The following is a 12,306-nucleotide window of genomic DNA, read 5'->3' as shown; positions in this document are numbered from 1 at the left end:
TCATCACAGGTGTCATAAAAGTAGAGTAGTAAGAGAAAAAAATCTCTTAAAACTAATGAAAAGGAGGCACTTGTAATATGGGTAATTATGGTGGTGGCTTTGCGCTAATTGTCGTATTGTTCATCTTATTGATTATTGTAGGCGCTTCTTGGTACTAGGATTTAATTAAATAAGATGAAACAGTTGTTCATTCTGGCCCATTTCATTTTAGACAGTGAATAGAATTGATCATCTCCGAAAGAAAATGGGAGGGAGTTTTCGATAATGTTAGGTAATTGCGGTTATAACAACGATTTCGTTTTATATGTCGTATTATTTATCCTACTTGTTATTGTAGGCGCGGCATTCTATTGCTAATACAAAAAAAGCCTTACCATATTCGGTAAGGCTTAATTTTAATAAATTTTTTTGTAATTCCGCATTCGCCTTATCACTATAGGTTATAACTACATATATTGTTAATGAAATTGGATAAAGGAGGAATTGCTAATGTCAGGAGGATATGGATACGGCAACGGTTTCGCATTAGTTGTCGTTTTATTTATTCTATTAATTATTGTAGGTGCTGCTTGGTACTAAATTGAGGTGAAGCACTGGCCTTAGGGCTAGTGCTTTTTTTCTGTTGCACTATATAACTTTACTCTTGTTAAAAGTTTATAAAAACTAAGGCTTTCGCCAACAGGATTGGGAGATAAGCTAAGTTTTCCGAACAAGACTGGTTAAATAAATGCCACTAAATATAATCAGCATTCCGAGTAATAGGTTGGCAGTAATCGGTTCATTTAACACAATATAACTTGATATAATTGCTGTAATTGGTATGATATAGGCAACTGTAGCAGCAAATTCAGGTGTGCCGTTTATAATCATATAATAAAGTAAAAAGTGTGCTACACCAGAACCGATAGTTCCTAAAATTAAAACTACGAGTGTCGTTTGAACATCAAACTGCGAAAAGTTAGGTAAGTCATTGAACAAGAAACCCACTGTTAAACCAACGATTGATGCAACAAATAGAGAAATTGTAATCGTAATGACTAGATCTAGTTTTTGAAGATGTTTTTTTAAATACTGCGAGCCAAAACCGTAAAATATCGTTGCAAGCACCATCGTACCAATACCAATGAAGTTACTTCCTAATAATTGATGGATTTGAAATTCAGTTAAAATAACAATTCCTAAAAATCCAATGAAAATTCCTAACCATTGCTTTTTAATTAATTTCTTTTTGAAAAATAAATACCCAATTAGTGCTGTGAAAATTGGAGTCAAAGCATTTATAACAGAGGTTGTATTACTGTTGATCACTGTTTCGCTCCAAGCGAGTAGACCCCAAGGAATCCCAGCGTTTAATATACCTAAAATGATCAATTGTTTATAAGGAATTGGACGTTCAAAGTGACGTAAACGAATCAGGAACAATGGGAGTAAAGTAAGTGCGCCAAGAAAGCACCTTAAAAAAACCATTCCCCAAACGCCTGTATCGTCTACTGTCATTTTGATTAAAATAAAAGCGATGCCCCAAATGAAGCTTAAGCTTAATAAGGCTACATAAATTTTCATGATATTCACCTATACTCAATATATGGTTGGGCGATGGGTTCGTGCTTGGCAAAAGGAGTATCTTTTTTTGTGAAATAGTTAAACATATTAAATAAATAAGCGTTATGAAAGTAGGAAGAGATATGCTGGAATTATTGAAAAAAGGGAATAAATCTTCTGGGATTTCGGCTTTAGGAAACATTGCAATTGCTACTATTAAAGGGATCGCTGCTGCCATTAGTGGAAGTGGTACGATGTTTGCGACCACGATTCACTCGATTGCAGATGCCATAAACCAAGGTATGGTTTATTTTGGTAGTGCGTTAGCAGAAAAAGAACCAACCAAACGCTTTCCAACTGGTTTTGGACGAGTGGTGAACCTATTTGTATTACTTGCGGTCATTGTTGTTTCAATTATGGCTTACGAAACGTTACATAAAGGGTGGGAAATTATACAACACCCTAAAGAATCCAGTAACTTTTGGCTAAATGTCATAGTGTTATCGGCATCCGTTTTAATTGATGGATCGGTATTGTTTAAAGTCATGAAAGAAGTTGTTCAGGAATCCGAGGAAGATACATCTGAAAAAGGTTTTTTCAAAACAGTTATTGAGAATATCAAATATGCTGCACCGCCCACACGTCTCGTGTTCTATGAAGACATCGTAGCAACTCTAGGTGGTTTTGTAGCGATCATTGCCGTCATTGTTGCTCATTTTACTGGAAATTATATCGTCGATGGTATTGGTACCATTATAATCGGTTTATTACTAATTGGAATCGCAATTAAAATCGGTTATGAGAATACAGTTGGATTAATCGGTGTCGCTGCACCTAAAAAAGTGGAGCATAGAGTAGCTGAGATTATACTGGGTCACTCTAAAGTGGTCGATATTAGAAATTTAAGAGTGATACAAGAAGGAAGACAATATCATGTAGAGGGTTATATTGAATTAGAAAAGGGCATGGCATTGGCTGATGCGGATGATATTAAATTTGAAGTGGTTGAGTTATTGATGCAAGATAAAGATGTAGATGATGCAACACTTGGTGTGATTGAATCTGATGATGTACAGTCGTTTAATTTAGATGAAGAAAATAAGGGCGATTAATTTTATCGCCCTTATTTTTTGTAAAAAAGTCCGGAAAAAACGTGCTTCAGACAGATTGTTGTGAAGGTTTTATAAAAATAAAAGTAAGTATTAAAATTAAAACACCTAAACAACCGCCTAATATATAAATTACCTTAACATATTCATTCATAAAAATAGAAATTAATGGTGGCCCTAAAGCAACACCGATAAATCGAGCTGAGCTATAAAAAGAAGTAATTGTTCCACGTTCATCTTTTTCAATATTCTCTGTGATCATGGCATCTAATGTTGGTAAAAGGGCGCCGATTGATAACCCAACTACACTACTTATGAGAAGTAACATTCTCACATTGTCTTCAAGAAACCCTACAAACGGTACAAATAGTGAAAGGATACCGACTCCAACCACTAATAAATAGCGCATGACATTTAAATCACCTTTGATATTCTTACCGGCTAATAATGAAGCCAGGCATAATACTAGTAAAGGAATGGCTAAAATAATTCCCTTCCTGACACCTTCAATATCATGTGATTTTTCCAGAATATCTGATAAATAAAACAGTATTCCAAACAAGACAAGCATCGTATATGCGCCAATTCCAAATACCACATATAGCCAATTCCCTTCTCGTTTAAAAATATCCTTAGTTTTACTTAAGAATATCTTAAGTGGATCGTGAGGATTTTGATCTCTTGGAACTTTAATAAAAAAGAGGACAAATATTAAAGAGATAAGACTAAATACTGATATCGCATAAAACGGAATATACCACACAATTGCCGCAAACGCAGCCCCAACTATAGGACTTAGTACTTTACCGAATGTGTTAGAGGTTTCTATGATTCCTAAACAGGAGCTGGCATGCTCATCGTCATTCTTATATAAATCCCCAACTAAAGGCAAAACAATTGGCGCAGCCCCAGCTGCGCCAAACCCTTGCAGAATACGACCTAATATAATCCACAAATAAGGGCTGTCAGTCATGGATGAAGCTAGGCCTGCAATTAATCCTCCAATTAGTGTAAGAATCAAACTGGGGATGATTACCTTTTTCCTGCCAAATCGATCAGATAGATAACCCGCAATTGGTATGAGTAAAATAGCGGCAATTGAATAGCTGGTAATAATCATACTAGACTGAAAAGAGCTGATATTAAGTTTATCTTCAAATATAGGTAACACTGGTATGAGCATGGAATTGCCCAAAGTCATGACCAGTGGTATGGAAGCCATAGATATAACACACCATAAACCAACTTGTTTGTTCATTTTATTACTCCTAAGAAAACATTTATTACTAATTTGCTCATTTCAAGAAATTATATAAAAGGGATAAATAGGAAGTACCTTTTTTATTAAGGAATTATTTTTAAGGGAAACTAATTTAGAATGTAATAAATACAGGAGTGGTTTAGGTGAAAGCAGTCACTTATCGTTCACCCTATAACGTGGGTGTAACTGAAGAAGATGATCCAAGATTAGAAAAGAAAGATGATATTATTGTTCGAATTACTTCAACAGCAATTTGTGGCTCTGATTTACATTTGTATCAGGGGAATTTCCCTCTTCCTAAAGGCTATATTATTGGACATGAACCTATGGGGATTGTAGAGGAAATTGGGCCTGAGGTAACAAAAGTAAAAAAAGGTGACCGGGTAATCATCCCTTTTAATGTATCCTGTGGTCACTGTCCATATTGTGAAGCGGGAGAAACCAGTCAGTGTGACAACTCTAATCCCCATTATGACTCGGGAGGTTATTTTGGTTATACTGAGAAATTTGGAAATTACCCTGGTGGGCAAGCTGAATATTTAAGAGTTCCGTTTGGCAATGATACACCATTTGTTGTTCCGAAAGATAATGAAATGGAAGATGAACAGCTTCTATTTTTATCAGATGTTTTACCTACAGCTTATTGGAGCGTAAAGCATGCTGGAGTAAAAAAAGGTGACACAGTTGTTGTGTTGGGGTGTGGACCTATTGGCTTAATGGCACAAAAATTTGCTTGGTTAAAAGGCGCTGAACGTGTCATAGCGATTGATTATTTAGATTACCGCATGAATCATGCTAAAAAAACAAATAAAGTTGAAATATATGAATTCACCAAGTATCCAGATATGGGTGAGCATCTAAAAGAAATTACTAAAGGGGGTGCTGACGTGGTTATTGACTGTGTCGGAATGGATGGTAAGAAGTCACCTCTTGAGTTTGTAGAGCAGAAACTTAAACTTCAAGGGGGGACACTTGGTCCAATCCAAATCTCTACTAAAGCAGTAAAAAAGACAGGGACAGTTCAATTAACCGGAGTCTATGGAAGTAATTATAATGTCTTTCCACTTGGCGCATTCTTTTCTAGAAATGTAACTCTTAAGATGGGACAAGCTCCAGTCATTCCGTTTATCCCTAAACTATACGATATGTTGATTAAGAAAGAAATCGACCCAACAGACATCATTACGCATAAACTACCGTTAGATAAAGCTGAACACGGTTATAAAATTTTTAATAACCGAGAAGAAGACTGTATAAAAGTTGTTTTAAAACCTTAACATTATCGTTCGTCAAATCCCCCATTTAGGTGCTATAATGTATTGAGCTGAATTTATTTTTGAGTGGAGGATTTTAATTATGTTACAAGCAACAGACGTTAGTTTACGTTTTCCAAGTCGTAAACTATTCGAAAATGTTTCTATAAAATTTACAAGTGGGAATTGTTATGGATTGATTGGTGCTAATGGTGCTGGTAAATCAACGTTCTTAAAAATATTATCAGGTGAGATTGAACCTCAAGAAGGTCATGTCTCTGTAGGTAAAGATGAGCGTATTGCGGTATTAAAACAGGACCACTATGCGTACGAAGATGAAAAGGTTCTTGATGTTGTGGTCATGGGTCACACAAGATTACATGAAATCATGCAAGAAAAAGACGCTATATATGCTAAAGGTGAATTTACTGAAGAGGATGGCATGCGTGCCGCAGAGCTTGAAGGTGAATTTGCTGAATTAAACGGTTGGGAGGCTGAAGGTGATGCAGCGACATTACTACGAGGTCTTGGTGTTGATGACTCTGTACACGATAAAAAGATGTCAGAGCTATCAGAATCTGATCGTGTAAAAGTATTATTAGCTCAAGCGTTATTTGGTAACCCAGATATTTTACTTCTAGATGAGCCGACAAACGGTTTAGACATTCAAGCGATTCGTTGGTTAGAAGAGTTTTTAATTAACTTTGAAAACACGGTCATTGTTGTTTCACACGACCGTAATTTCTTAAACAACGTGTGTACGCACATTGCCGACTTGGACTTTGAGAAAATTACGCTTTATGTTGGTAACTATGATTTCTGGTATGAATCAAGCCAATTAGCTCTTAAGATGTCACAAGAGCAAAACAAGAAAAAAGAGGAAAAGGTTAAAGAACTGAAAGAGTTTATTGCCCGTTTCAGTGCGAATGCTTCCAAATCCAAACAAGCAACCTCTCGTAAGAAATTGCTTGATAAGATTGAGTTAGATGATATTAAACCATCTTCAAGAAAATATCCTTACATTGCGTTTACACCTGAACGCGAGATCGGTAACGATTTACTTGAAGTAAAAGGATTAAGTAAAACAATTGATGGCAAAAAAGTGCTAGATAACGTCACCTTCCGTATGGAGAAGGACGATAAAATTGCACTACTCGGTGATGATTTAGCTGTTACAACATTTATGAAAATCATCATGGGTGAAATCGAGCCAGATGAAGGAACTTACAAATGGGGAGTAACGACATCTCAGTCCTATTTCCCTAAAGACAACTCTGAGTTCTTTGAAGGGTCTGATAAAAACTTAATTGATTGGTTACGTCAATATTCACCAGAAGATGAGACAGAGACATTTTTACGTAGTTTCTTAGGTCGTATGTTATTTTCAGGTGATGATGTATTTAAGAAAGCAAGTGTTTTATCTGGTGGAGAAAAAGTACGTTGCATGTTATCTCGTATGATGTTAAGTAATGCGAACGTGTTAGTTCTTGATGATCCTACAAACCACTTAGACTTGGAGTCAATTCAATCACTTAACAATGGTTTAATTAAATTTAAGGGGTCAGTGATCTTTAGTTCACACGACCATCAATTCATTCAAACGATTGCAAATCGTATCATCGAGATTAAAGATGAAGGTATTATTGATAAGTCTATGACTTATGAAGAATATCTTGATGATGTGAAGAAAATTAAGACACAACCAACAATATAACCTAAGTCAAACTGCTCAGACGTACTGCTGAGCAGTTTTATATATGCAAAGAAAATCCTATTCTGTTTTTCAGCATTTTCAGTTATAGTTGTATATAGGATGGTGTTCGGCTTGAAAAAACATTTAAAAAATATGGATTATCCATTATTAGTTATTATATTGTTACTATCATTATTTGGACTAGTCATGGTTTATAGTGCAAGTTTTGTGCATGCTGGATTAGACCCTAATGTTAATGATCCTGCCTTTTACTTTAAACGCCAACGACTTTGGTTAATACTCGGTTTGTTTGTGTTCTTTTTTATGAGTATGTTTTCGTATCGTCGTTTAGGGCAATTAACGCCTTTATTGTTTTTAATAACATTTTTATTGCTCCTGGCAGTTATTATTCCTGGTCTTGGAGTGACAAGAAACGGTGCAACTCGTTGGTTGGATTTAGGCTTCTTCTTACTACAGCCATCTGAACTTGCAAAAATATCAATGGTGTTGTATTTTGCGTATGCGCTAACGAAGAAAGAAGACCGTTTAGATAGCTTTAATAAAGGGTTGTTACCTCCATTGTTGTTATTATTAGGCGTATTCACGTTAATCGTCTTGCAGCCGGACTTTGGAACCGCTGCTTCAATCATGATTGCGTGTGGAATTATATTGTTATTTGCCGGAGCTAAATTTATTCACTTATTAGGCCTAGGTTCGGTGGCAATAGTAGGAGCCCTTTTATTAATTTTAGGCGCAGACTATCGTCGAGAGCGCTTAACTTCTTTTATGGATCCGTTTGCAGACCCTTCAGGTGATGGTTATCAACTCATTCATTCATTAATAGCGATTGCTTCAGGTAAAATTAATGGCGTTGGACTTGCAAATAGTGTTCAAAAGTCAGGGTTCTTACCAGAAGCACATACTGATTTTATTATGTCAATTATTGCTGAAGAACTTGGATTGATTGGTGTTTTATTTGTCATTATTTCGTTTATGGTTCTTATGTTTAAAGGTGTCCTTATTGCGAAGAGAGCCCCAGATCAGTTTGGGCGGTTGCTTGCCCTTGGAATAACCTTTCAAATCATATCTCAAGCGATAATTAATATGGGAGCTATTTCAGGATTATTACCAATAACTGGTATCACCTTGCCGTTAATCAGTTATGGTGGTTCTTCATTACTTATTACTTTCGCTTTCTTAGGCATCTTAATGAACATAGCGATTAAAGGTAACATTGTACGTGGTTATAACAGAGAAGAAGAGGTTGACAATTCTAAAGAAAAACAATTTAAAGCTGCGAGATAAAAGGTGGATCTATTTAAATAGGTCCACTTTTTTCTGTAAAGTTTTTTCTTGATTTTACGAATCGCTACAAGCGGACGCTTTCCGCGGGCACGGCCTCAACGAAGGAACATCAATGAATAATCTCCATTGCACCTTTGCACCGAGGAAGCTTACTTCGAAGCATTCCTAGAAGACGCAGGTGCATCCCGCGTGATTTTCGGCTCGTGCTGTTCCCGCGAAGACCTGGATGGTCAAGTGTCGACGTTGGCCACAAAAGCTACTTGCTTTATTTCTTTGCGTTATTTTGCGCCGAGTAACCGCAGGCGCAGGACGTGGCCGATTCTAGTCGACCAGGAGTCACCGCCTTTCACTCTTCGTAAAAGTCAATCTGATCCACTAAATAAACATTGAACTTCATTAGATTCTACTGTAAAAATGCCTGAATGGACCGATAATAAGTATATAATGCAAAAAAATTGGCGAAATATTTAGAAAAAACAGTAAATTTGTTGTATAATAGTAACAACTCTTAAGACAAGGTGATAAAAATGACTATCGATCGTTATAACCAAGAGCTTAGCCAGTTAAAACAATTTCCCACTAAATTTTTAGTGTTGTATTTGTTGATTGGTTTATTGTGGATTACTATGTCTGACAGATTGGTTGAAATTTTAGTTCAAGACTTATCTGCAATTTCTTTTATACAATCACTTAAGGGTTGGTTTTATGTATTTATGACTGGGGTATTCTTTTATTATTACTTAATGAAAGAAACTCGGAAGAATGTCGACTTTTACAAAGAATTGCAAAGAAATGAGGAAGAAATCTCATTAACGAACGAAGCATTCAATAACTTAAACCAGGGGTTATTAATCACAGACCATATTGGTTATATCTTAAAAACGAACAAACAGTTTCTTGATATGGTAGGGCAATCGAGTGAAGAAGTCATTGATGAACGTTATGAACGTGTATTGCAGTTTCAGTCAAATGAAAGTTATCGGAAAATGCGACGAACATTAGAAGAAGATGGTCACTGGGAAAGTGAAGTCTTGATGATGGATAAAAAAGGAGAAAAAATACCCAGGCATTTTACTCTTCACCAAGTGGTAGATGAACAAGGAAAGTTAACCAATTATTTTGGTTTTCTTGTTGATATAAAAGAACGTAAGAAAAAAGACCAAATGTTACATATAACTAAGACCCAACTACAAGCCATATTAGAACATTCACCTTTAGGCTTAATTGCATGTGATACAAAAGGAAAAATTAATGTCTGGAACGGGCAAGCTGAAGAAATACTTGGAATTTCAGGGGAAGAAGCATTACACCAATCCGTTTTAGACGTAGGACCTCAAATTCTTCATGGTGCTTCTTCTTATTTAAAGAAATCATACAATGAAGCAGAAGTATTTAAACAAAATAGAGAAGTTATAAATGCTTCTGGTGAGCAGAAGTATCTGCAGTTGGCTTATTCAAATTTATATGATTCAGATGGCGATACCATAGGTTTGCAAGTGATGTTCAGTGATTACACCAATGAGAGAGAATTTAGAAAAGAACTGGACTACTTAGAGCATTTTGACTTTATTACAGGACTTTATAATTTTAATACATTTAATGGTGAAGCAGCTAATTACATTAATAGGTTACCAGACAGTAAGCACGCTTTTATGATATTAGATATTGATCGTTTTCACTCAATTAATCAACAATATGGCACCGATTTTGGTGATCAGTTGATTCTATCTATCGCTAAAACAATCAAAAATAAAGTGCGCTCTAGAGGTTTAGTTGCTCGTTTAAAGGGTGACGAGTTCGGTATTTTTATTCCTAGGGTTGATAATGACTCTGAATTGAAGGCTATTATTTCAAATTTACAAGAAGAATTTAGACAACCGACTAATATAGGAGAAGAAGTGATTCATCCGACGATATCTTTTGGAATATCTGTCTATCCTAATGATGGAATGAGGTTTGAAGAAATCTATCAAAAAGGTAATGCCGCTTTAAAAAATGCTAAAAAGCTGCGTGATTCTTATAGCTTTTATGATTCTTCAATGAATGAGCATATGGAAACTTATTTTTATGAAAATGAACTCCATCGGGCAATTTTGAACAATGAAATTGAACTGTATTATCAACCCAAAATTGATATGGATACAGGAAGTATTCAAGGTGTTGAAGCACTTTCGAGATGGTTCCACCCTGAACAAGGAATGATTTCCCCAGGCGTGTTTATCCCAATCGCTGAAGAAACAGGCTTAATTTTTTCGATGACGGATTATGTCATAAAAAAAGCTTGTGAAGACTACGTAAGTTGGAAGAAAGCAGGCATTAATATTCCTAGTTTTTCTGTGAATATTTCAGCTAAGCAGTTCGCGAAGCGAGAGTTTGTTACTGAAGTTTTAGACATCATAGATGCTTACCAAATTCCTAAAGGTGTATTTGAGATTGAAATAACAGAATCGATTACAATGGATATCGAGAATAATTTAGGAAAGTTAAATCAGTTGAGGGAAGCTGGGATTAAAATTAGTATTGATGATTTTGGAACGGGTTATAGTTCACTTAAATATATGAGAGATTTACCTGTGGATTTTGTGAAAATCGATCGTTCGTTTATCAATATGATTGGATTTAATGAAGGAAAGAATATGGTTGATTTCATTGTGGACTTAGCAAAGTTGTGTGAGGTTGAAATAATAGGAGAAGGTGTTGAGACACAAGCCCAGATGAATTACTTGCGTTCAATTGGGTGTCGTATTGGTCAGGGTTTTTATTTCTCAAAACCTATACCTGCAAAAGAAATTGAACAGTTATTGTATGTGGTTAAATAAATTAACGCCTTAGGTTCTATGATAGAATCTAAGGCGAATTTTTATATTAAAGACAACTCGGACATAGTCCGTATACTTCAAATTTATGATTCTCAATATAATAACCATCAAAGTTCTGTCTTATATGGTTCATCGGACATGATTCAATAGCTTTTGTCTTTCCACATGACTTACAAATGAAATGGTGGTGGTGTTCATCGTGACCACATGAAAGTCGAAAATGTTTTTCTCCACCTAGCTCAGTCGTTTCTAAAATATTTAAGTCATGAAATAAATGAAGGTTACGATAAATCGTGTCGTAACTAATTCCGCTATATTTTTTGCTTAAATAATTTAATAGGTCGCTGGCTGTGCGGTAACCATCTTCTTTATTAAAGAAATTTAAAATATCTTCGCGTTTTTCCGTATATTTATATCCTTCATCTTTTAAAATTGTTAAGGCTTGCTCAAGCTGCATAGTGATCATCCTTTTTTAATGCTACTTTGAATTTAACTTTGTTATATAGAAGCGTTAATCCAAGAAGTAAAGACGAAACAATTACAATCGTACCGCCAGGTGGAATTTCAAAATAGTATCCAGAAATTAAACCTAGTATAACGGCAATCTCTCCATAAATAATACTATAGATGATAGTTTGTTTAAAGCTTTTCGCAACTCTCATGCTTGTTGCGACAGGCAATGTCATAAGAGCTGAAACTAGTAAAACACCAACAATTCTAATAGAAGCTGAAATTACAAGTGCTGTCATTAGAATGAAAATAAAATGAATCAGTTTGGCTTGTATGCCTGAAACTTTCGCAAATTCTTCATCAAATGATAAAGCGAATAATTTTTGATAAAGGGCGAAAATCATGATTAATACAAATAAAGAAATAGTGATAATCAAATATAAGTCTGACCGACTTACTGCAGCGACTGACCCAAACAAATATGAGAAAATGTTCGTATTAATTCCGTCGGCAAGTGCAATAAATACAATACTTAACCCTACACCCATGGACAAAATAATTGGGATTGCGATTTCTTGAAATGCTTTATATACATCGCGTAAATTTTCAATAATTAAGGCACCTATTATTGAAAAAGCAATTCCGGTGTGGAAAGGCGTGAACATGAGTAAGGTGTATTTTTTTTGCATGAACAAGCCAAATGCTAAACCAGCTAAGGTCACATGAGATAGACCGTCAGCGATCATCGATTGACGGCGAACTACAATAAACGTGCCAAGTAATGGGGCAATCAGTCCGACTAATAATCCTGTATAGAATGTATTTCTTAGTAATTCAAATTTTAATAAAGCTTCTAACAATGTAATCGCCCCTT

12 protein-coding genes are annotated in these 12,306 nt (G+C 35.4%); 8 read left to right on the top strand and 4 right to left on the bottom strand.

Annotated features, from left to right (window positions below; all coding sequences use genetic code 11):
* The first annotated feature begins 77 nt into the window (after positions 1-77).
* The 3 genes from E3U55_RS02030 to E3U55_RS02020 all read left to right on the top strand — a co-directional run bounded on the left by E3U55_RS02030 (position 78) and on the right by E3U55_RS02020 (position 579).
* Complete coding sequence (locus E3U55_RS02030; RefSeq protein WP_134338845.1) at positions 78-158, top strand: YjcZ family sporulation protein; 81 nt, start codon at positions 78-80, stop codon at positions 156-158.
* A 106-nt stretch (positions 159-264) separates the two neighbouring features.
* Entirely contained in the window at positions 265-357 is a 93-nt protein-coding gene (locus E3U55_RS02025) for a YjcZ family sporulation protein (RefSeq protein ID WP_134338660.1), read from the top strand.
* A gap of 132 nt (positions 358-489) precedes the next feature.
* Positions 490-579: a YjcZ family sporulation protein gene (locus E3U55_RS02020; RefSeq protein ID WP_134338659.1), complete on the top strand. Its 90-nt coding sequence runs from the start codon at positions 490-492 to the stop codon at positions 577-579.
* A gap of 117 nt (positions 580-696) precedes the next feature.
* Here E3U55_RS02020 and E3U55_RS02015 read toward each other — a convergent pair whose 3' ends face one another.
* Positions 697-1,563: a DMT family transporter gene (locus E3U55_RS02015; RefSeq protein ID WP_228547445.1), complete on the bottom strand. Its 867-nt coding sequence runs from the start codon at positions 1,561-1,563 to the stop codon at positions 697-699.
* 122 nt (positions 1,564-1,685) lie between these two features.
* Between E3U55_RS02015 and E3U55_RS02010 the strand changes: the two genes are divergently transcribed.
* Positions 1,686-2,654 carry a cation diffusion facilitator family transporter gene (locus E3U55_RS02010; protein ID WP_134338658.1) on the top strand — a complete coding sequence of 323 codons (969 nt, stop codon included), beginning with the start codon at positions 1,686-1,688 and terminating at the stop codon, positions 2,652-2,654.
* Between the two features lie 46 nt (positions 2,655-2,700).
* Here E3U55_RS02010 and E3U55_RS02005 read toward each other — a convergent pair whose 3' ends face one another.
* Positions 2,701-3,942, bottom strand: a complete 1,242-nt coding sequence (locus tag E3U55_RS02005; RefSeq protein ID WP_228547455.1) for an MFS transporter — start codon at positions 3,940-3,942, stop codon at positions 2,701-2,703.
* Positions 3,943-4,055: 113 nt separating this feature from the next.
* Here E3U55_RS02005 and E3U55_RS02000 point away from each other — a divergent pair, with 113 nt between their 5' ends.
* The 4 genes from E3U55_RS02000 (at position 4,056) to E3U55_RS01985 (ending at position 10,982) form a co-directional block, all read left to right on the top strand.
* Entirely contained in the window at positions 4,056-5,189 is a 1,134-nt protein-coding gene (locus E3U55_RS02000) for a zinc-dependent alcohol dehydrogenase (protein WP_134338656.1), read from the top strand.
* A 79-nt stretch (positions 5,190-5,268) separates the two neighbouring features.
* Entirely contained in the window at positions 5,269-6,879 is a 1,611-nt protein-coding gene (locus tag E3U55_RS01995) for an ABC-F family ATP-binding cassette domain-containing protein (protein ID WP_134338655.1), read from the top strand.
* A 102-nt stretch (positions 6,880-6,981) separates the two neighbouring features.
* Entirely contained in the window at positions 6,982-8,163 is a 1,182-nt protein-coding gene (gene ftsW, locus E3U55_RS01990; RefSeq protein ID WP_456071342.1) for a putative lipid II flippase FtsW, read from the top strand.
* Positions 8,164-8,690: 527 nt separating this feature from the next.
* On the top strand, positions 8,691-10,982 hold the full coding sequence (locus tag E3U55_RS01985; RefSeq protein ID WP_134338653.1) for a sensor domain-containing protein: 2,292 nt from the start codon (positions 8,691-8,693) through the stop codon (positions 10,980-10,982).
* Between the two features lie 46 nt (positions 10,983-11,028).
* On the opposite strand, the gene E3U55_RS01980 is transcribed toward E3U55_RS01985, so the two are convergent.
* Positions 11,029-11,439 carry a Fur family transcriptional regulator gene (locus E3U55_RS01980; protein WP_134338652.1) on the bottom strand — a complete coding sequence of 137 codons (411 nt, stop codon included), beginning with the start codon at positions 11,437-11,439 and terminating at the stop codon, positions 11,029-11,031.
* Positions 11,429-12,292 (bottom strand): metal ABC transporter permease, encoded by an 864-nt coding sequence (locus E3U55_RS01975; RefSeq protein ID WP_134338651.1) that lies wholly within the window; start codon positions 12,290-12,292, stop codon positions 11,429-11,431. The genes E3U55_RS01980 and E3U55_RS01975 overlap by 11 nt, the downstream gene beginning before the upstream one ends.
* Positions 12,293-12,306: the final 14 nt, after the last annotated feature.

Source organism: Filobacillus milosensis (assembly GCF_004402015.1).
GTDB lineage: Bacteria > Bacillota > Bacilli > Bacillales > Alkalibacillaceae > Filobacillus > Filobacillus milosensis.
Note: the sequence above shows the minus strand (reverse complement) of the source record. Positions and strands in the feature narration are given on the sequence as shown.

Coding starts and splice junctions, on each gene's coding strand:
- E3U55_RS02015 (WP_228547445.1), bottom strand. CDS start 1,563: ATGAAAATTTATGTAGCCTTATTAAGCTTAAGCTTCATTTGGGGCATC.
- E3U55_RS02020 (WP_134338659.1), top strand. CDS start 490: ATGTCAGGAGGATATGGATACGGCAACGGTTTCGCATTAGTTGTCGTT.
- E3U55_RS01980 (WP_134338652.1), bottom strand. CDS start 11,439: ATGCAGCTTGAGCAAGCCTTAACAATTTTAAAAGATGAAGGATATAAA.
- E3U55_RS01995 (WP_134338655.1), top strand. CDS start 5,269: ATGTTACAAGCAACAGACGTTAGTTTACGTTTTCCAAGTCGTAAACTA.
- E3U55_RS02010 (WP_134338658.1), top strand. CDS start 1,686: ATGCTGGAATTATTGAAAAAAGGGAATAAATCTTCTGGGATTTCGGCT.
- E3U55_RS01985 (WP_134338653.1), top strand. CDS start 8,691: ATGACTATCGATCGTTATAACCAAGAGCTTAGCCAGTTAAAACAATTT.
- E3U55_RS02030 (WP_134338845.1), top strand. CDS start 78: ATGGGTAATTATGGTGGTGGCTTTGCGCTAATTGTCGTATTGTTCATC.
- E3U55_RS02025 (WP_134338660.1), top strand. CDS start 265: ATGTTAGGTAATTGCGGTTATAACAACGATTTCGTTTTATATGTCGTA.